The following is a 21,542-nucleotide window of genomic DNA, read 5'->3' on the forward strand; positions in this document are numbered from 1 at the left end:
ACTTTTCCTCCTATTTTTCCAGCCTGCGGGATTCGATGGCTCGGGCGTGAGCCTGCAAGCCTTCCGCATAAGCCAGCTTGGTGATATCTTTTTCCGCTGCCCAGACGGCTTCTCTACTGTACTGAGTGTACTGGATGCGCTTGATAAAGTCATGGACACCCAAGGCTGATGAAAAACGGCTGGTGCTGGTTGTCGGTAAGACGTGATTGGCTCCCGCATAGTAATCACCGATTGGCTCACTGGTATAATGCCCCAGAAAGACTGAGCCAGCATTTTCAACCTGATCCAGATAGCTGTAGGCATCGTCCATAGCAATCTCTAAATGCTCAGGTGCCACCTGATTCATGAGCTCAAACATGGCTTCCTTAGAAGGTGCAAGGATGATACGACCGTTATTTTCAATAGAAGCACGCGCGATTTCCTCTCGTGGCAGCTCTTTCAGCTGTCTGTCCAGCTCTACTTCGACCTGATTTGCCAGCTCCTCTGAGTCAGTCACCAGAATAGCCCGAGCCAGCTTATCGTGCTCAGCCTGAGATAGAAGATCTGCCGCCACATAAACTGGACTGGCTGAACGATCCGCAATGACTCCGATCTCAGAAGGACCGGCAATCATATCAATTCCCACAAGGCCATAAACCATTTTTTTGGCTGTTGCCACAAAGATATTTCCCGGCCCAGTAATTTTATCCACCTTGGGAATGGTCTCAGTCCCGTAGGCCAAAGCTGCCACACCTTGAGCACCGCCCACTTGAAAAATCCGATCAACACCCGCCAATTTTGCTGCAACCAGAATCGCTGGGGTAAAATGCTCCTGTGGCGGTGTGATCATGATAATTTCTTTAACACCGGCAATCTTGGCTGGGATAACATTCATAAGGACGGAGGAAGGATAGGCTGCGGTGCCGCCGGGTACATAGGTGCCGACCCGCTCAATCGGCCGAATCAACTGACCACGAATAACACCCTCACTCGGACTATCCTCAAAACCAGTCTCCAACTGCTGGCGGTGGTAAGATTCAATATTAGCTTGGGCATTTTTCAGTGCGACCAAGACCTCTGGGTCAATCTCCTCAAAGGCCTGGTCAATCAGCTCCTGCCCAATCTCAAAATCTGTCACCTCAACCTTATCAAAGAGCTTGGTATAGTTCCTTAAAGCTTGGTCACCATCTCGTTTAACCGTTTCGATAATCTCAGCCACCGTTTCTTCTACATCTAAGTTTTGCTGGCTGAGCTGCAGCTGCTCTTCGTATAAAATTCGTGAAATTTCTTCATTACTTCCACTCAAACGCTTGATAATTGTCATTTAAAAGCCACCTCTCTTCTTCCTACTAGGGATTCAATCTTTGCGACAAAGGGCATCAGGTCTGGGTTATTTTTCAAGGAAGCCTGATTGGCAATGAGCCGAGCTGAAACTCGACAGATATCATCAAAAACAACCAAACCATTAGCTACTAGGGTATTGCCAGTCTCCACAATATCGACAATAGCATCCGCCAAGCCCAAAACTGGTGCGATTTCCACACTGCCCTGAATGGAAATAATTTCTACATCCTCTCCCTTTTGATTAAAATAATCAGTCGCCACTGTCGGGTACTTTGTCGCAATCCGCTTGCGCTTGTGATCATGCGGATCATAGCTGGGCACTGAGGCCAAAGAAAATTTACAAAGGCCAAAGTTCAGATCCAGCATCTCCAGATAGCCGGTCGGATGCTCAAAGAGAATATCTTTACCAACAATCCCCAAATCAGCTACTCCGTGGCGCACATAGGTGGTCACATCTGGTCCCTTAACCAACAGAAAACGAAAACGGCCGTCTGGACTTTCAAAAATGAGATTGCGTCCCTTGTCTGCCATAAAGCTCAGATCAAAGCCAGCCCGACTTAACAATTTAATCGTATCTTTCTCAATCCGCCCCTTGGTCAGGGCAATCGTAATCTGACTCATGATTTCGCCTCCTTTGCCGCCTCATCCGGAAGATCATCGTGGATAGCTTGATAGACACTGTCGATATTCAAGGACCAGCCAATAGCCGTCAATTCCTCTGCTCCAAAACGTTCAAAGAGCTTGTCATAGCGACCGCCAGACAGAAAGGCGTCGGGCACTCGGTCACCGAAAACCTTAAAGGTCAGACCGGTATAGTAGGGAAGATCTGGAACTTGACCTAGATCGATTGTTGTCTGAGGAAATAAATCTGATACTTTGTCTAAAATCCATTCAATCTCTTCAAGGGCTTGGAGAAGCTCTTCGTTTTCAATTAATTTCCGTGCTTTTTCTAATACAAACTGACTGGGACCAAAGAGATTGGGCAGCTCCTGAAGCAATCGATCAAAGGAACTCGGTCTGCGAGCTGTAAATTCATACAGTCCCGTCATATTTTTCCGACGGATTAGATCCAATAGTTGATCCTCCTCAGGCTGGTCCAAATCCAAAGTAACTAAGACTGTTTCTAGCACTGCTGCATGAGAAAACTCAAACTGATAGGACTGAACTTGTGCCAGATCTAAAGCCTGTTTGGCTGACTGAATAGCTTCCAGCACAGCCTCTCTGGCTGGATAGCCAATAATTTCGATACCAGCCTGACTCTGCTCATTTAACAAACCGCGTAGCTCCTCATGATAATGAAAAACCTTGCCAGAGTAAGAAAATTTAGTCGGAGTATGGACTCTCGTCGAAGCGATTACTCGGCCAATCTGGCTGGTTACATCCGGCCGCAGCGCCAGCAATTCCCCCTTCTTATCAAAAAGATGATAATGGTAAGGCTCCACCTGATCGCTGAAAACTTCAAAGTGCTCCAAGGTTGGCGTATCAATCCGATTGAATCCCTGAGCTATGAGAAAATCGCTGATTGCATGCTCAATCTCATAGGTTACACGAGCTCGCTTAAAGAGCTTGTCGTGCATGCCATTGGGGAGGGTTATTTTATTGATAGGCAGGTTCATAGGCTGGTTTCCTCACTTGCTCTGATAATATCTTTGATGGCTGCCAGCACCCTCTCCATTTCCTCTTGGTTGCCAATGGAAATGCGCAAGTAGTCCTTGATACGCGCTACTTTCGGGAAATAGCGTACATAGATTTTGCGCTCTTGGAGTTCTTGAAAAAGGGCTGCCGCAGGAATTTGACTAGGCTTTACTAGGATAAAATTGGTCTGACTGGGCAGAACCTGAAAATCCAGCATGGACAGTTCTGTCGCAAACCAGTCCCGAGTTTCCTGGATGGCTTGACCGGTCTTTTGGTAATAGGCCCAATCCTCTACTGCCGCAAGAGCCAAGCGCTCTGCCAGCATATCCACCGAATAGGGATTGATAGAGTCCTTGATTGCTTTCATAACAGCAATCAAGTCTGGATGACCAATGCCATAACCCACCCGCAGGCCAGCTAAGGCCGCATCCTTGGAAAAAGTCCGAGTGATAAAGAGATTGGAATACTTTTCCAGCAGGGGTAGGGCAGATTGACCACCAAAGTGAATATAAGCCTCATCCACTACAACCACCACATCTGGGTTGCCCACCAAAATCTCCTCCAATTCTTCCAGAGACTTGTAAATCCCTGTCGGAGCATTAGGATTGGCTAGGATAATACCACCATTTCCCCCCAGATAATCGGCCGTCCGCACCGTAAAATCCTCTGCCAGCGGTATTTCCCTAAAAGGCACATGGTAGAGATCCGCCCAAACCTTATAGAATCCGTAGGTTAGGTCAGGAAAGAGGATTGGCTCACCGCTATTAAAGAAGGCCAAGAAGGCCATGGACAGGATATCATCGCTCCCATTGCCAATAATAAGCTGGTCAGGGCTGACACCTAGATTGACTGCTAAGGCCTGAGAAAGAGCTGCCTGATCTAGGCTAGAGTAGCGCCGCAGCTCATGGGCATCAAAGCTTCGCAAGGCCTCTGCCACCTTGGGGCTGGGACCGTAGGCATTCTCATTGGTATTGAGCTTAATCATATTGCTTTCCTGAGGCTGCTGCCCTGCCACATAGGGCTGAATCTGCCTGAGACCTTTTAGTTTGATCATACTACTACCTCGCTTTCACATCGCTATTCATCAGTACACATCGGTTTCAATCATCTGTTGTTTAGAATATAATAAAAAGCCCTCGCAAAAAATCTATCTTGCAAGGACGTTGACACGCGGTTCCACCTTTATTCGGTCCTCAGTCGCCTGAGAACCCTCACAGAGTACGAGACTCCAGATTCGTAACGGGAATCAGCCGTCGGACACTACTGTGATTTCGCATCCGCACTCAAGAATGTGACGTTTAAGAATGGTGTGCTTTTTCAGCTACCGGCACTCTCTGTTCTTTATTTTTTAGTCTTTCTTAAACAAGTTCTCTCATCGCTTTCAATTTATTTTTGATTATTCTACCTGAATTTTTATGAAAAAGCAAGAGAAAAATGGAAAAAAATTAATTTTCCATTTCTTTCATAATGACATTAAATAGGATTTTATCGCTCTTTCAGCATGGCACTGGATAAGTCCAACAAGGTCAGGGCGGTCTGGAAATGCTCGTCCATCAGGTCATAAACAGTATCTTCGGCTAGGACACCGCAGGCTACATCCGTAGGAAAGTCTGATCCATTAGAAAATGCCAGATCATCGAAAAAATCCTGACTGGTGTAGTAGTCCCGCAGCTGGATATAATCTGACTGACAGCGCTCCAGCTCAGCTAAAGCTGCCTGAGCTTTCGCCAAGACCTGAGAATATTTATTCAGATGTTCTTCCATTTTTTGGATTCGTTGCAGTTGAGACATAGCTAGCTCCTTTCCAGATTATTCCTAGTCATACTATTCTTGCGTACATTTATGCACAAACTTTTAAACGATCTATCTTTCTATAAATAGAATCCGAAGGATAACATAGGATTAATCAATCTTTTCACCTTTTGTCAAAACTAGTCCACCTTGACCACCTGCAGCTCCGCTCCTCCCAGTAGAATCAAATACTTGTCTACTTGGCTAAGGTCATAGGAACGACTGAGCGCTTCGGCATAGAGGTCCAGCTGAGCTCGGTAGCGCTCCACCAACTCTGTCGGCTCATGATAGCGGTCAGTCTTATAGTCAAAGAGGACAATACGGTCATCAAAGAGCAAATAGCCATCCAAGATTCCCCGAACCACAAAGTTTTGACCGCTGGCTGGATCCTGCTTGAGCATGGCAAAAGGTGCTTCACGATGGAGATGATTGGCCTGCTGCTGGATTAGCTGACCCAGTTCTGTAGCGAAAAAGGCCTCAATCTTAGCTAAATCAATCTCTTTCTTGACCACCGAATGTGCCTGAACCTGAGCCAAGGCTTGGCGAATGCTAGTCTTAGTGACAGGCTGATCCAGCGGAATCCGTTGCATGAGCTCATGGACAGCAGAGCCAATTTGAGCTCCTGTGACTTGCTTCTTCTTGCCAAAGTCTGGTAGTTCAAAAGACAGCTGGGGCTGATAGCTTCGAGGCGCATCCATAATGTCCAGCCCTTCTAAGTCCATAACCGGCTCATAGAATTTCTTGATTTGACTAGGTGTGCGGACACTAGGCAATTCAATAGCTGCTTGATAGAGGCTGTTGAGCCGGTCTACATTCTCCAAGATATCCAGAGCCCGACGAATATCCTCTGACTGACGGTTGCCAGTCAAATCATCTACCGGAATGGGGTCAGTCTGCTCTACTACGCCAATCTGCTCGTCTGTCAGCTCCTGATCGGTCACAAAGCGGGTCTGATAAGCCAGATTTTCCCCCTCAAACACAGACTGGATAGCATAGAGCCAATCCTGAAAATTGGTCAGCTGGCTACGGAGACTGCTGGATAAGCGGCTATTTTGACTGCCTCCCCACTTGCGCTCTTGGAGCTTGGCTTGATTTCCCTTGCCGACCAAATAAAGCTTGGTCTCAGCCCGAGTCATGGCCACATAGAGCAGACGCATCTGCTCAGACAAGCTAGCCAGCTTAAGTTCTTCAGCATTCTGCTGATAGGGTAAGGTCTCCATGGAAATCCGCAGCTGCTTGGGAGCATAAGGATTCTGAGCCTCAACGACCACATCGGCCACATATTTGATTCCGATGCCTTTTTTCCGACTGAGGATAATAGCAGAGCTGCTATCCTGACGATTGAAAGCCTTGTCCATATTGAGCAAAAAGACATACTTAAACTCCAGGCCCTTACTCTTATGGATAGTCATTAGCTGGACAGCATTTTTCGGAGCAGCCAGAGGGACACTGGCCAAATCGTGCTCATTTTTCAAAATTCTGTCAATCATGCTGATAAAGCGGGATAGCCCCTTGAAACTCGACTTTTCATAGTCGTTGGCCCGCAAGGACAGGGCATAGAGATTAGCCTGACGCTGCTCACCGTTTGGCAGAGCCCCTACCATATCATAGTAAAAACGATCCTGATAAATCTTCCAGATTAAATCATAGAGAGAATGAGTCTTGGAATAGCTGCGCCAGTCATCCAGCGTTGTCTGGAAATGCTGCAGTTTCTTGCGCAAGTCACCATGGATGAGCTGAGGTTCCAGACCTTGATCAGCCAGAGCATTCCTCAGCTTTTCGTAGAGATTTTCCATAGACTTGGTACTGGAGGCTTGCAAGGCTAGCCGAGCTAATTCGTCCTCATCAAAGTCAAACATCGGTGACTTGAGAAGGGCAGTCAGAGCATAGTCATTGAGAGGATTGTTAATGGTTCGCAAGGTATCCAGCATCACCATAACCTCTACTGACTGGAGGTAATTGGTCTCGCCATCATCCGGCACAATCGGGATATGATGCCGGTCAAACTCTGCCAAAATCAGATCATTGCGGGTCCGCGAAGCTGTCAGCAAGGTCATGTCCTTGAAATCCACTCCTTCTTGATTATGAAGGCGGATGATTTCCTTGATTACCAAGGCTACCTCACCCGCTGAAATGCTGGGCAGACCTTGGTCAGAATCCTCTTCTTCGCTATCAGCGCTACCGTCATAAAGCAGAAATTCCGCCTGATTGGCTGGATTGGGCTCCCGTTTGGCTGGATTTCCCGCCACCAAGTAGTGGGTCTCATTGTAGTCAATCTCGCCGACTTCCTCGTCCATGAGTCGTTTAAAAACATCATTGGTCGCTTCCAGCACCTCGATGTGACTGCGGAAATTTTCCTTGAGGATAATCAGCTTGCCCTGACTAGGATCGGCCTGATAGAGTTTAAATTTATCGTTAAAAATCTGCGGATCAGCCTGGCGAAATCGATAGATGGACTGCTTAATGTCGCCGACCATAAAGCGATTATTTCCTCGAGCCAGCAATTCCAGCATTCGCTCCTGAGTATGGTTGGTGTCTTGGTACTCATCGACCATCACCTCATAGTACTTATCCTGATAAAAACGCCGCACTTCTGGATAATTTTCTAAAATTTCAATAGCAAAATGGCTTATATCACCAAATTCAAAGGCATTTTCCGCTACTTTGCGCTCCAGATAAGCGTATGAAAAATCTCGGACAAAATCTCGCAACAAATCCAGTAGGGGAAGAGCTTCCACCTGATGCTGCTCCATAAAGTTCAGATGATAGAGGCGGACATCCAGCTCTTTAATTCTCTCTATCAAGGGCTTGCGGGCTTCATTATAGGTCTGAGCTAGCTCTTTTTTGAGCTCGTCCGCATTCTTGCCAACTCGGGCAGTAAAAGCCTGATGGTTAGAGGTCTTGGCTAATTCTAAAAAGCGCTGAATTAGGTCTAGCAACTGCTCAGATCCAGTCTGCTCTGTCAGCTCAGCCAAGATATCTAAGGCCGCCTGAACATTTTCCTGATATTTAGCCCCAGCAAAGGCTTGGCCTTCATGAGCTAGATGGCTCTGGAAAAAATCTTCTAAATCTAGCAAAGACTGCCTAGCTCCAGATAGTATTCGCTCCCGCTCTGCTCCAAAATCACTGGTTTCATAACCTAGAAGAAAGGTTTCCTCCAACCATTTCCGCGGATTGCTGGTAGACTGGAGAAAACTATAAATACTATAAATCTGCTGGCGGAAACCAGCAATGTCCTTGCGCTTGCCAGTGAAATTTTTGACCAAGCGGCTGAATAATTCCTGTCGATCACTATCATAATAGGCATCAAACAGCTGGTCAAAGACTTCATTTTGTAGCATAAGCTGTTCACTGGCCGATTGTAAAATCCGAAAATGCGGTGCCAGCCCCAGCAAATAGCCGTACTTATTGACCACTTTCTGGGTAAAGGCATCCATGGTGCCAATATCCGCATTGGCAATCTCAGCCAACTGCTGGGCCAGATGCTGGCGGAATTCCTGATCTTGAGTCTCCTTGAGTACCAGACTCAGCTCCTTCTCCAGCCGTTCCTTGAGCTCACCTGCTGCCTTGACAGTAAAGGTGGAGATGAAGAGTTGGCTCACTTCCACACCTCTGAGAATCTGGTCAATAATCCGCTGAACCATAACATAGGTCTTACCAGAGCCAGCCGAAGCCGAAACAAGAATATTCTGACCAGAGGAGTAGATGGCCTGGATCTGCTCTGGTGTGCGCTTTTGTGGCTTGTCAGAGGCAGCTTCCTCAGCCTGCTTGACTAGGATATCCTGCTCGTTTAAAAAGGGAATCCGTCTCATTTGTCCAACTCCTCCTTGATTTTTTCTATCCAGGCTTGACACAGCTTCTCGCCTGTCGGCCGTTTATCGTATTGATCCAGGTTTAACTTGGTCAGCTTTCTAGCCTGCCCCAGATGGAGATTGGCCTCAAAGCCTGTAATGGCCTTAAACTGGTCCACGTAAGGGGCAATACTGCGCCCATTTTCTGTATAAGGATTGATGGCAAAACGGCCAGCTAAAACGCCTTCTGCGGCTTGCTGATAGAGGTAGGCATTGTAGGCCAAAATCACTTCTAATTCTTCCTTAGTCAGCAGATTAACCTTGCTTTTCTCATAGTTAGCTCCCAAGTTCTTGGTCTGGTCAGCCAGAAAGAGGCCTTTGTAAACCTGACTTTTCATGACTTGCTTCACAGCCTCGTCCAGTACCTTGGTCTCCTTGAGGCTGGCTAGAGGCTCCGTCATCTGTAGGTACATGGCTCCGAAAAGTCCCTTGTCCTCGTGGTATTCTGGCATTTCTCGGATAGCTGCTAGGTAGGTCGGCAGCTGGGAATTAAGCCCATTAAAGAACTTCTCAAAGCTGAATTTGGTATCGCCAGACTTGTAATCCACAACTCCCAGACTCCCCGTCTCAGTCAGACGATCAATCCGATCCACCTTGCCGCTCACTTGAAGAACTCTGCCATTATCCAAAAGCAAGAAAGGCCGATCATCATGACCAAAGTCAGTCTCCTCACCAATGATCTCCAGCCCCTCAGACTGAGCCAAGATACGGCCAGTAGCCTGAGCGGTATCCAATAGCAAACGGCGGGCAAACTGGGTCTCACCATTTTCACCATAGACCGCTTCAAACTCAGCCTCCCAGCTAGTCTCCTCCATAGCCCGTTGCAAGCGAGTGTCGAAGTCCTGCTCCAAGTGCTCCTTCATAACTTTTTCAAAGATTCGGTGGAGGAAAATCCCGTGACTGCGCGCATCCGGCTGAATCGTCCACTCCTCCTGCAACCGCAAGACATACTTAAGAAAATAGGCATACTGGTTTTTAAAGTATTCATTGAGGGCAGAGGCTGACAGTTTCAAAGGCTGTTCTTTAGGATAAAGAGCTTGGAGTGTTTCCTCCTTGAGAGTCTCCGTCTTCAACTCCTTGCTAATCTGGGGAATAGAGATTCCCTCAGCCGCCAACTTCTTACGCAAGACTCGGATTGACACTGCCCAGAAAGTCTGCTCCTCCGGCGTCCATTCACGGTCAATATCCTCCTGATAGAGGTCAATCACGCGCGCCAACAAAGCCCGATAAGTCCCAATATCGTCGCTACTAGCCTGTGGCCGCTTGCTGATAATGGGCAGGGAAATAGGCGCTATTCCCAGCTCCGTCAGATAGGAAGACATGGCATCCTCTACTTCATTGATCAAGACAGGGGCAGACAGAACCAAATCTTCTGTCGCTGAATTAAGTAAAGATAACGCTGCAAATCGGTTTTTCTTGAGATTTTCCCTGCTGGCTACCTGCAACTCAGACTCGTCCCCAGTCGCTTGATTTAATCTCTGCCGTTCTTCGTCACTGAGCAGACTTTTATTTTGCGCTAACTTGGGCAAGCGCTCCTGCGTCAGTCCGATAGCATAGACATAAGGCGCAGCCATGGGCTCAATCAAATCATAGGACTGAACTGTCACCACATCCACTGTCGCCGGCACCATTCGGTACTTGGCCAGAAGCATACCAGACAGGATCAGAGCCAAGAAATCATCCAGCTTGAGCTTACTGCCGTCAAACACCTGTGCAAGCTGCTCCAAGACATGGCAAAAAGTTTTCCAGACTTCATCCTGCCGTTCTAGTTCCTGCTGACTTACTCCTTCCAGCAGATCAGTCAGATTGGCATCCAGGCGAACCTCTTTGATAAAGCTAGTAAATTTAGCCAAGAGACCAGCCGCTGTCTGACTACGAGATTTGAAAAAATCCAACAGAGGCGTGATAAGACTCCGACGCATAGCATTGAGCCGCTTCAGGTCAAATTTCTCCTGACGATTAATGGTAAAATCTCTCCCTAGCTTAGCTACCCCTTTAATATCAGCAAAGCGAAGGTACTGTTCAAAGTTATCCAGCTCCTCCTGACTCAAGCCACCATAAAGACCAGTTTTTAGAAGATTGAGCAAATCTTCCGTCTGAAAATTATAGCGTTTCAGCCGTTCCAGTGACTCTAAAAATTGGACTAAAGGATGCTGGGACATGGACTCAGACCGCCCCAAATAAAAGGGAATCTGATATTGGTCAAAGATGGTCTTCAGCTGGAGCTGGTAGGCCTCCACATCACCCAAAAGCAGACGGATATCCTTGTAGCGGGCGCCATCATGGAGCCGCTGACGGATGGACTTGGCCACATATTCCAGTTCCTCTTTTTGATTGCGAACCGACCAAATCTGTAAATGAGACCGATCCTCCTCAGTCAATTCCACATGGGTTTCAGAAAAATCATAGCGACTCTCTAGAATCTTGGAAATCTTGCCAAAGGTATCATCAACCTGACCTAGATCGTCTGATAAATACTCTGGCTTGACCTGATAGGTTTGAGCCAACTTGAGCAAAAAGTCCACGCTGGCTTGGTAAAGATTACCCTCACGAAAAGCGGAGCGATAGGCTTTTTGACTGGCATAAACGCCGATGACAATCTCCACTCCCTTGCGGTGCAGCAAATCCACTAGATATTCCTCCTCTGCTGAGAAGCGGGTAAATCCGTCGATAACCAGCGCAAGATTGCCCAATTCCTCATCCAGATCACCAGCTAGAATATGCTGAGCGAAAATTGTGAGCTTAGAGGTCGCATCATAATTTCCCGCCTGAAGAGCAACCGAAAAAGCCGTGAAAATCTTGAGCAGATCCTCACGCTTCTCTGGCTCTTCTAGATAATTCAAATCTGCGAAGGTCATCTGGGCTGTCTGAAGCTCATGATAAAGGTCTAGCAGTTGCTGGATAAATTGTGCATCCTTCTTGATCCGTCCATAAACCTTGAGCTCCCGGTCATCCATTTCCGATAAAATCCGATAAAATAACATGCCTAGACCAATGTCATCTAAGGGCTGTCCTTCCTGAACATCATTGAGGACAAAATACCGAGCCATCTGGGTAAAACGTGTCACCGTAATAGCAAAGGACGCGTGATTTTCCAATGCCTCCAAAACTGCTCGCTCCTTTTCAAAAGAAAGCGAGTTGGGCGCTATATAAAAGACCCGCTTGCCGGCCGCTGCCAAGTCCTGAGCTTGCTTAGTCAAATGCGCCGTCAAAGGACTGCGGATATCCGTATAGAGTAATTTCATACCGTCTCTTTTCAACAACAAAATATAGAAACATTATATCATGTTTGAAGCGAAAACTCATGACTCAAAAGGTGAAAACACAAGGCTAGCTAGACCAAGATTATATATTGTTAGATGACTGCTGTCGACAAATCAATTCTAGACCTAATAACTCAAAATTCACTGTCATTCAGACACACTTTCAGCCTTATAATCCCCAAAAAGAGGCTGGGACAAAAAGATTTCAATTTTTAAAAATCTTAATTATTAAGCCCTTCAAATCTATAATTAAATGCAAAAAGCGAACAAAGCAGAATTCTGATTACCAGAAAACTAGTTTTGTTCGCTTTTTATATTTGAGGTCGGACTTTTGTCCCAGCCTCTTTTAAGTTTATTTGAGCAAATCTTGAACCGGATCAAAAATAATCTTCTCAATATCTGCAAGATAGATGGATAGTTGCTGTTGCTTATTGAAGAAGTCCGTCAAAGCTGAGTTGCTCTGAATTTTTTCTCCAAAAGAGGTCATTCTATCCTGAACTTCTTTGGTAGGCATTTGACCTGTTTGAGCCATTACTTGCAATTCATGCTGAAAAGCAAGGTACTCATTTAAAATGGTTTTTGCTTCACTATCCGCGTCCACAGCTTTTTTGCTTTCAGCAACCGCTTTGTACTCTGGAAGTTCCCGCAGGCTGCGACTGAGTTCATTTGCTAAATCATAGATATTTGCCATAAATCGTTCTCCATTTTCTAGATTAGTCTAAAAAGACTTGATAATTTGTTTGCTCTCTGATTATTTTAGCAGATTTTTCCAAATCTTCACGATTTTTAAAGGTAATCTGCAAGATTCCGTTGATATCTTCGCGATTTTCCTCATTGATGCGAATGTTGACAATAGAGGTTCCTCTTAAACGTTCCAAAACTCCCAAGATGGCGTCTTCCTCGTCAGGAACATTGATAAAGATATCATAGAAACTATCTACACCAGCTCGCTTGTGAATTTCCATAGACTTGCGAATCTGTCGGCCTTGGTCAAAAAACTGCCAGATGGCATCTTCATTCCCAGCCTCAATATCCGCGGCTACCTGATCCAAACGCTCCTTAAAGTCTTCAATCCTCTCCAAGATTGCTTCAGGATTGGTCAAAAGAATGGAAGTCCACATGCCCGGCTCACTTTCAGCAATCCGAGTCATATCTCGGAAGCCCCCAGCTGCAAAGGACTGGGTCAGTTCATGGTTTTGGCTGTAGGCCCCGGCCTGCTCCATGAGGCTGGAAGCCAGAATATGCGGAAAATGGCTGATTTGACTGGTCACTCGGTCATGTTCTGCAGCATCAACTTGGATGAAGCGAGCGTGAAGACCGCTCAACAGTTCCTCCATTTCAGCAATGGTCCCCACCTTGGTCAGGTTGGAAGGCGTAAAGATATAATAGGCATTCTCAAAGAGATTAACATCCGCTGCTCTGGCTCCGGTCTTGTGGCTACCGGCCATGGGATGAGCACCGACAAAGCGGACGGGCTTATTCTGCAGATAATTCTCTGCTGCCGCGACAATTTCTGACTTGGTTGAGCCAGCATCGGTAATGATAACATCTTCCTTCAGTTCTAGGCCAGCCAACATTTCCAGGAAAGCAATCGTCTGCTTGATAGGTACCGCCAGAATAATCACATCAGCAAGAGGTGCAAAGGTCACAAAATCATCCGTCACTCGATCTACCATTCCACGTTCCAAGGCAATCTGGCGTGATTCCGGACTGCGGTTATAGCCAAGAATTTCAACCTCAGGATGGTCACGCTTGATGCCCAAAGCCAACGAAGCTCCAATCAGGCCAAGACCTGCGATATAGACTCTTTTTTTCTCCATTTTCACTCCTTGGTTTTTAAATGGCTCAGTTATTTCATTGGAATTTTCCTAAAAGTTCTTGACAAATTCTCGATGTCGGGCTACAGCATCCTTCAGTTCTTCCAGATTGTCCGAAGAGAACTTCTCCAGTACTTCTGTAGCTAGAACTGTTGCCACTACGCTTTCCATAACAACACCTGCTGCTGGCAGAGCCGTCGGATCGCTCCTCTCTACTGTCGCCTTGTAGGGCTCATGCGTTTCAATATCTACGCTCATTAATGGCTTGTAAAGGGTAGGGATTGGCTTCATGACCCCACGCACCACGATGGGCTGACCATTGGTCATACCGCCTTCAAAACCGCCTAGATTATTGGTTCGGCGAGTGAAGCCGTCTTCCTCCGACCAGAGGATTTCATCCATGACTTGACTGCCCTTGAGACGGCCAGCTTCAAAGCCCACACCAAACTCTACTCCCTTGAAAGCATTGATGGACACAACTCCCTGAGAAATCTTGGCATCCAGTTTCTTGTCCCATTGGACATAAGAACCCAGACCGACTGGCACACCGCCAACGACAGTCTCAATGACACCGCCGATGGTATCCCCGTCTTTCTTAATTTGATCAATGTAGGCCTTGATTTCTTCTTCGCGCTCGGGGTTGACAATGGAAACCTCCGACTGAGCAGCTCTTTCTTTGATCTCTGCTACAGTCAGATTGTCTGGCACATCAATATCAATGCCACCAAAGGTCACGATATGACTAGCCACCTCTACACCGATTTCTTCCAACAAACGCTTGGCTACTGCTCCGACTGCTACACGCATAGTCGTTTCGCGGGCAGAAGAACGCTCTAGGGAATTTCGCAAATCATCAAAGCGGTACTTCATCCCACCAACTAGGTCAGCGTGACCGGGCCTCGGCTTGGTAATCTTGCGCAGCCCCTTTTTCTCATCTTCGACATCCGCTACATTCATAATATCCAGCCATTTCTGATGATCCAGATTAGTGACATTGAGGGTAATCGGACCGCCCATGGTCAAGCCATGCCGAACCCCAGACGTAATCTCGACTTGGTCGCTTTCAATCTTCATGCGGGCACCACGGCCATAACCGCCCTGACGACGCTTGAGCTCAGCATTGATATAGTCAGCGGTCAGAGGAAGACCAGCCGGCACTCCCTCAATAATAGCTGTCAGACGTGGTCCGTGGGATTCTCCTGCAGTTAAGTATCTCATACATTTTCTCCTATTTCTGGGATGGGAAGAGCTGGACAGTCCGTTTGCTTTTCATCCAAACTGCCCATTTCGTCTCAGGCTCTATCTGGCACTTATTTCTTCAGAAATTCTTTCATCTCTTCCAGAGGAATCTGGTGAATACTAGCCGAGCCCAGCTCGGGCACCAGTACTAGCTTAATAGAGTTACCTCGAGCCTTCTTATCATGGGTCAAGGCCTGATAGAGAGCGTTCTCATCCCAAGGCTGGTAATCCACCGGCAGGCCAAATTTCTGGCACATACGGATGATATCTTTTGTAATCCCGGTTGGCATAAGGCCTTTCTTTTCAGCGACGAGGGAAACTTGTACCATCCCAATCGCTACAGCTTCACCGTGCATGACTTTTCCATAGCCCGCAGTCGCCTCAATGGCGTGCCCAATAGTATGGCCGAAATTCAGATAGAGGCGGACGCCATTATCCAGCTCGTCTTCGACCACAATCTTACGCTTGACATCGCAGGAATGATAGATGATACTCTCCGCATGCTCCAAAATCGACTCCGGACTGCCATCCATCTCCTCCAGCTCTCGCCAAAGCTCCTTGTCATCAATGAGACCGTACTTAACCACCTCCCCCATGCCTTCAATCAATTCACGCCGACCCAAGGTCAGCAAGACATCTGGGTCAATCAGAACTCCGTCGGGCTGGGTAAAAGTCCCGACCATGTTCTTAGCCCAAGGTGTATTGACGCCCGTCTTACCACCAATGGAGGAGTCTACTTGAGCTGTCAGACTGGTCGGAATCTGCACGAAATGAATGCCCCGCATATAGGTCGAAGCGACAAAACCTGCCAAATCACCAACAACGCCGCCACCCAAGGCCACAATACCATCGCTGCGGGTCAGACCAACCTTAACCAGAAACTCGTAAACCTTGTTGACCGTCTTTAAGTTCTTGCTAGCTTCACCTTCCAAAAAGTCAAAGACATAGGTTTCAAAACCCGCAGCTTCCAAGCTCAGCTTGACCTTTTCCGCATAGAGTCGAGCCACTCGATTGTCCGTGACGACAACCACCTTCTGAGGTTGCCAAAGCTGACTCAACCAGCTTCCGGCCTGAGATAAACACCCCTTTTCGATGAGAATATCATAGGGATGATGTGGGAGATTTACATTCAGTTTCATAAGTACCTCCTGAATTTATCCTGCTTGTTTTCTGATAAGACTGTATATTTGCTGCTGACTTATTTTTTGAGCTGATTTTCAAATAATGCCTCTAAATCGTTAAAAAAATAGACATCCAAATCATTGAAGAACCAAGAGGACATCTATTTCATCACTATAATGCTATGTTTATTAGACTATTTCTTGATTTCCTCTAGCAAACTTGCCCAAACTTCTTCTGATGGCATTGTTTTTCCTGTCATCAGTTCAAAAGCTTTTTTAGCTTGATGAAACAGCATCCCAAAACCATTCGTTGTTTGCAAACCTTGCTCTCTCGCTAATCTCAAAAACGGAGTTTCAGCAGGATTATAAGTTAAATCAGCAACTAAAATATGTTCAGGGAAGACAAATTGACTTGGGATAGGAAGAGACTTACCATCCATGCCTACACCTGTGGCATTTACAACTAAAGCTGACTGAGCAATTGATGTCTTTAAAGCCTCTTCATCTTCGACAGAATGCAGAAAGATATCCTGCCCAACTCTCGATGCCAATTGATCTATTTTAACCTTCGTTTGCTCAAGGATCAGAGAGCGATCAAAAGCATGAATCTTTGCTGCACCTTCTATAGCAGCCTGTCCAATAATTGCTGACGCAGCTCCCCCCGCACCTAAAACGGTGATGGTCTTGTCTTTAACATCAAAATCAGGCAGACTGCGGAAAAATCCATATCCGTCTGTATTATAGCCAATCAAACTACCATTCTGATTTACAATCGTATTAACAGAATCTATCAGCTGTGCTGATTGATCAATACCATCTAAATATTGCAGGACTTCTTGCTTATAGGGCATTGAAATATTTGCCCCCAGCATATCATATCGACGAATATTCTCAATAGATTGCTGCAGATCTTCCCTATCAATTTCCCAAGCAACATAGACAGCATTAATCTCTGTTAGGTCATAAGCAAGATTATGAATAAAGGGAGAAATGCTATGTTTAATTGGTTTGGCTATTACAGCTGCTAAGCGAGTGTGACCGTCAATTTTCATTCAAAATCTCCTGAATTTTCTTCATATTGGCCAAAGAAATCTGCCCAGGAGCCGATGGAACCTCTTGACTGGCAAAAGACCAGATAGAGCCTGTCAAATCAGCTGCTATACGAGAAATTTTTCCAACTTTTCCCATGGAAATCGTGACAAAGTCCTGCTCAGGATTTAAGGTTTTAAAGCCCCGAGTGTAGTTCATCAAGTCCAGCACATCCTGCTCATTGTGAGCCATGACAGAAACTTTAACCACTTTTGGTGTCAAACTTGTCAATTCTGACAAAATCTCCATCATATTTTCCGGTGTTTCCTCAAAATTATGATAGCTGAGGACTAGATTGGGAAAATCAAGCATTTCTTCGAATTTATCTTTGTGCGAATAATACTCAAAGTCAACATAGTCTGGCTGATAAAATCTCGCTACTTCTTTGATTAATGCAACATATTCATCATCTGACAAATCAAGCTCGCCACCTTCTTGCCGACTCCGCAGTGTGAAGAGCAATTCACGCCCAGCAAATTTCTCAAAAATAGCAGGAGCAACGTTTAAAATGCTCTCTTTGGGCAAAAAGTCCGCTCGCCATTCGATAATGTCTGCATCATCATAGCGGCTAAGATCGATAGCTTTAGCCTCTTCTAAACTTCTGGGCATGATTGAAACGACTAATTTCATTTGTCCACCTTAATAGTAAATACCTTGAGGTAGTTACTATTCTCATCTTTCTTATTGTATACAAAGTCTGCTGGTAGACCATATTCCGCCAGATAGCGGTGAGGAACTCCTGCAAATCCTTTTTCAATTTCTTTTTTAAACTTACTTTTAGAGACATTGGCTGCGTTGGTCGAGAGAATCAATGTTCCTTTTGGACTCAGAATTTCCAAAGCCTGAGCCACCAAACGATGATAATCTTTCGCAACAGAGAAGGTCTGTTTCTTATTGCGAGCAAAGCTCGGCGGATCTAGGACAATCACATCATACTTCAACTCATGACGCTTGGCATATTTGAAATAATCAAAGACATCCATAACTACGAAACGATGAGGCTCCAAATCTAAGCCATTGGCTTCAAAATGTGCTTGGGAAAGCTCACGACTGCGCTTGGCCAAATCAACAGAAGTTGTCTGACTAGCGCCACCCATGGCAGCTGCCACCGAGAAAGCCGCTGTGTAGGAGAACATGTTGAGCAGACTTTTTCCGCTAGCTAAGCCGTTAACCAGACTCCCCCGCACCTCGTGCTGGTCCAGAAAAATCCCAGTCATCAGGCCATCATTCATGAAGACTTGATAGCGCACGCCATTCTCCAAAACCGTAAAATAGGCTGGCGCTTCTGCTCCGTAGAGATGGGCAGACTCATAGTCCAAGCCCTTGAAGCGAATCTTCTCGTAAGCTCCAGCGACCTCAGGAAAGACCTGCTGGAATGCAGCCACTATCTGGTCTTTGATTGAAAAAACAAAGGAATTATACCAAGAAAAAACTACATATCCCTCATACAAATCAACCGTGAAACCACCAAAACCATCACCTTCTTGATTAAACAGTCGGTAAGCTGTTGTATCCTCAGCATGGCGATAATAGAAGCGCTTATCTTTAGCCTTTTCAAACAACTTCTGAAAGAAAGCTAGGTTCAACTCTACCTTAGCATAGGAAATCAGCCAACCAAGTCCCTTATTCTGCAAAGATAGATAGGCTGTTCCTAAAAATTTCCCCTGCTGATTGTGCAATTCCACACATTGATTATTGAGAGAAAGAGTTGGAAAATCATTTTTATCTAACACTAAAATGCCTTTTCTCAACTTTTCCTCTGTCTGTTTTTTAACAGTAAGTTTCTTCATAAGCATTATTATACCAAATATTGTGAAAATTCTCAAAGCATATTTATTATTTTAACCCAATATCGGCTTTAAGAGGAACATATTTTTATTATTTGCTATAACAAAAAGCCACCTGATTAGGCGGACTTTAATAAAGAGTTTTCCTATTTCCACTTTCTATTATAATTAGGAGAAGAACAGATACTCTTCATTGTTTTACAAATAAAATAAACTAATCACTTATTCACCCTCAATCTTTCCTCAACTGAAAAAATTATGATATACTTAGAGGTAGAGAATTTTTAGGAAATAAGACAAGGAAGTACCTTTCTGTGAAAAAAATAACCAAGAATTTACTCAATTTTATGAGTACAAGGCTAGGTTTCGTCTTGAGTTTGCTCACGATTTACTGGTTAAAAACCATGTGGGCCTATACTGTCGATTTTAGTTTAGATATTCAAGGAGCCTACCAGATTTTTCTGGCTCTGATTAACCCTTTTCCCATCGGACTTTTGCTGATTGGACTAGCTCTTTATATCAAACCGACCAAGCTTTTTTATTGGGTCAGCACTGCTATTTACATGCTGCTCTTTGTCTGGCTGGTCTCCAACTCCATCTACTATCGCGAGTTTACCGACTTTGTGACGGTCAATACCATGCTGGCCTCCAGCAAGGTTTCTGCAGGTCTGGGAGCAGCGGCCATGGAGCTTTTCCGTCCGTGGGATGCCATTTATATCATTGATTTCCCAATCCTTGGCTGGCTTTTTTATAAAAAGTATATCCGCTTGGATCATCGTGCATTCAATATCCGGGCTAGCTTTGCCGTAACATCTCTGTCAGCCATGCTCTTTTCAGCCAATCTTTTCCTAGCAGAGATTGATCGTCCAGAGCTCCTGACGCGCGGATTTTCAAATTACTATGTCGTCCGAGCTCTCGGCCTGCCAGCTTTTCTAGGCTACAGCGCCAATCAGACCTATAGTGCCAATAAAGAGCGCTCTAAAGCCTCTGCCAAAGATCTGGAGCCAGTCGAACAATATATTCAATCTCACTATGCCGAACCCAACTCTGAATACTATGGTATTGCCAAGGGGCGCAATGTATTTTATCTCCATTTAGAGAGCTTCCAACAATTTTTAATTGACTATAAACTACAGATGGACGGCAAGGAATACGAAGTAACACCTTTTCTAAACTCGCTTTACCATTCCAACTCAACTTTGGCCTTTTCTAACATCTTTAACCAAGTTAAGGCTGGAAAAACATCCGATGCAGAAACCATGCTAGAGACAGGCCTATTCGGTCTTAACCAAGGCTCCTTCATGGTAAACTACGGTGGTACCAATACCCAGCAAGCAGCTCCTTTTATCCTCTCTCAAAATGGAAATTACACATCTGCTGTTTTCCATGGAAATACTGGCAGCTTCTGGAACCGCAACACCGCCTACAAGCAATGGGGCTACAATTATTTCTTTGATGCCTCCTACTTCACCAAACAGGACGAGACTAACTCCTTCCAATACGGCTTGAACGACAAGATCATGCTGAAAGATTCCATCAAGTATCTGGAACATTTACAGCAGCCTTTCTATGCCAAATACATCACCGTCTCCAATCACTATCCTTATACGACCAGTCTGATTGGCGATGAAATTGGTTTCCCGCTTGCAGATACCAAAGACGAAACCATCAATGGCTACTTTGCAACCGCAAACTATCTCGACTCAGCTGTCAAAGCCTTCTTTGACTATTTAAAAGAAGCTGGACTGTACGAAAATTCAATTATTGTCCTTTACGGAGACCACTATGGAATTTCCAATTCTCGCAATCCAGCTCTGGCACCACTTCTAGGCAAAGACTCTGAAACCTGGTCTAGTTATGACAACGCTATGCTGCAGCGGGTCCCATATATGGTGGTGATACCGGGTATGGAGAAAGGAAAAATCATTGATACCTTTGGTGGACAAATAGATATGCTGCCAACTTTGGAGCATCTATTGGGCATTGACTCAAAAAATTACCTTCAAGTCGGACAAGACCTACTCTCACCTCAGCATGAGCAAATCGTGACTTTCCGCTCAACCAATAACTTTGTAACCCCTAAATATACAAGCTACAGCGGACGGATTTACAACACACAAACTGGGGACGAGATTACCCTTCCCGACGAATCCACAACTGCAGAACTGGAAGCTATTCGGACAGCAGCCAATACCCAGCTGAAGATGAGCGATGCGATTCAGACAGGGGACCTGCTCCGCTTCTACACGGGCAATGACTTAGGAAAAGTCAATCCCGAGGACTATTCTTACATCAACTCCTTCAAGGCTCTCCAAGCCATCGAGAAGGAAAAAGGAGAGCAATCGACCAGCCTTTACTCAAAACGTGGCGGTGTGTCCTCCATTGACTTATTCAATTCGCCAAGCTATCGAGCACTGCACCCTGAACAATTCCAATCCAGCAGTGAGGAAGAGAGTAGCGGAGACTCTTCTAGCTCCTCTAGCTCTTCAAGTTCCTCTAGTTCAACTGCTACTCCTTAGTATTTATCAAACTACAAAACTCTCACCAAAACGTTGAAAATGTTTTGAACCGCACCCCAAAAGTTAGACAGAAAAATCTAACATTTGGGGTGTTATTTTTATGAAAT

The 21,542-nt window shown here is 45.6% G+C and carries 15 protein-coding genes; 1 reads left to right on the forward strand and 14 read right to left on the reverse strand.

Annotated features, from left to right (window positions below):
- Nucleotides 1-10: 10 nt before the first annotated feature.
- From hisD to SSIN_RS03140, 14 genes are all read right to left on the reverse strand, one after another.
- A complete protein-coding gene (gene hisD / locus SSIN_RS03075; RefSeq protein ID WP_084578609.1) occupies nucleotides 11-1,303 on the reverse strand; it encodes a histidinol dehydrogenase in 1,293 nt (430 codons plus the stop codon).
- Nucleotides 1,300-1,944: an ATP phosphoribosyltransferase gene (hisG, locus tag SSIN_RS03080; RefSeq protein WP_037615618.1), complete on the reverse strand. Its 645-nt coding sequence runs from the start codon at nucleotides 1,942-1,944 to the stop codon at nucleotides 1,300-1,302. Before hisG ends, hisD begins: the two co-directional genes overlap by 4 nt.
- Nucleotides 1,941-2,927 carry an ATP phosphoribosyltransferase regulatory subunit gene (locus SSIN_RS03085; RefSeq protein ID WP_037615648.1) on the reverse strand — a complete coding sequence of 329 codons (987 nt, stop codon included), beginning with the start codon at nucleotides 2,925-2,927 and terminating at the stop codon, nucleotides 1,941-1,943. The genes hisG and SSIN_RS03085 overlap by 4 nt, the downstream gene beginning before the upstream one ends.
- Nucleotides 2,928-2,935: 8 nt before the next feature.
- Nucleotides 2,936-4,012, reverse strand: a complete 1,077-nt coding sequence (gene hisC, locus SSIN_RS03090; RefSeq protein WP_037615621.1) for a histidinol-phosphate transaminase — start codon at nucleotides 4,010-4,012, stop codon at nucleotides 2,936-2,938.
- 431 nt (nucleotides 4,013-4,443) lie between these two features.
- Nucleotides 4,444-4,749, reverse strand: coding sequence for a DUF4298 domain-containing protein (locus SSIN_RS03095; RefSeq protein ID WP_037615625.1), 306 nt, complete (start codon nucleotides 4,747-4,749; stop codon nucleotides 4,444-4,446).
- 140 nt (nucleotides 4,750-4,889) lie between these two features.
- Complete coding sequence (gene addA / locus SSIN_RS03100) at nucleotides 4,890-8,561, reverse strand: helicase-exonuclease AddAB subunit AddA (protein WP_037615627.1); 3,672 nt, start codon at nucleotides 8,559-8,561, stop codon at nucleotides 4,890-4,892.
- A complete protein-coding gene (rexB, locus tag SSIN_RS03105; protein ID WP_037615629.1) occupies nucleotides 8,558-11,845 on the reverse strand; it encodes an ATP-dependent nuclease subunit B in 3,288 nt (1,095 codons plus the stop codon). The genes addA and rexB overlap by 4 nt, the downstream gene beginning before the upstream one ends.
- A 370-nt stretch (nucleotides 11,846-12,215) precedes the next feature.
- Nucleotides 12,216-12,554 carry a YlbF/YmcA family competence regulator gene (locus SSIN_RS03110; RefSeq protein WP_037615630.1) on the reverse strand — a complete coding sequence of 113 codons (339 nt, stop codon included), beginning with the start codon at nucleotides 12,552-12,554 and terminating at the stop codon, nucleotides 12,216-12,218.
- 22 nt (nucleotides 12,555-12,576) lie between these two features.
- A complete protein-coding gene (locus SSIN_RS03115) occupies nucleotides 12,577-13,683 on the reverse strand; it encodes a prephenate dehydrogenase (protein WP_037615631.1) in 1,107 nt (368 codons plus the stop codon).
- A gap of 48 nt (nucleotides 13,684-13,731) precedes the next feature.
- A complete protein-coding gene (aroC, locus tag SSIN_RS03120) occupies nucleotides 13,732-14,898 on the reverse strand; it encodes a chorismate synthase (RefSeq protein ID WP_037615632.1) in 1,167 nt (388 codons plus the stop codon).
- A 92-nt stretch (nucleotides 14,899-14,990) separates the two neighbouring features.
- On the reverse strand, nucleotides 14,991-16,058 hold the full coding sequence (aroB, locus tag SSIN_RS03125; RefSeq protein WP_037615633.1) for a 3-dehydroquinate synthase: 1,068 nt from the start codon (nucleotides 16,056-16,058) through the stop codon (nucleotides 14,991-14,993).
- Nucleotides 16,059-16,234: 176 nt separating this feature from the next.
- Nucleotides 16,235-17,092, reverse strand: coding sequence for a shikimate dehydrogenase (locus SSIN_RS03130; protein WP_037615634.1), 858 nt, complete (start codon nucleotides 17,090-17,092; stop codon nucleotides 16,235-16,237).
- Nucleotides 17,082-17,759 (reverse strand): type I 3-dehydroquinate dehydratase, encoded by a 678-nt coding sequence (gene aroD, locus SSIN_RS03135; RefSeq protein WP_037615635.1) that lies wholly within the window; start codon nucleotides 17,757-17,759, stop codon nucleotides 17,082-17,084. The genes SSIN_RS03130 and aroD overlap by 11 nt, the downstream gene beginning before the upstream one ends.
- A complete protein-coding gene (locus tag SSIN_RS03140; RefSeq protein WP_037615637.1) occupies nucleotides 17,756-18,919 on the reverse strand; it encodes a class I SAM-dependent rRNA methyltransferase in 1,164 nt (387 codons plus the stop codon). The genes aroD and SSIN_RS03140 overlap by 4 nt, the downstream gene beginning before the upstream one ends.
- Before the next feature lie 311 nt (nucleotides 18,920-19,230).
- Between SSIN_RS03140 and SSIN_RS03145 the strand changes: the two genes are divergently transcribed.
- Nucleotides 19,231-21,435, forward strand: a complete 2,205-nt coding sequence (locus tag SSIN_RS03145) for an LTA synthase family protein (protein WP_037615644.1) — start codon at nucleotides 19,231-19,233, stop codon at nucleotides 21,433-21,435.
- The last annotated feature ends 107 nt before the right edge of the window (nucleotides 21,436-21,542 follow it).

Source organism: Streptococcus sinensis, assembly GCF_000767835.1.
GTDB classification, from domain to species: Bacteria; Bacillota; Bacilli; order Lactobacillales; family Streptococcaceae; genus Streptococcus; species Streptococcus sinensis.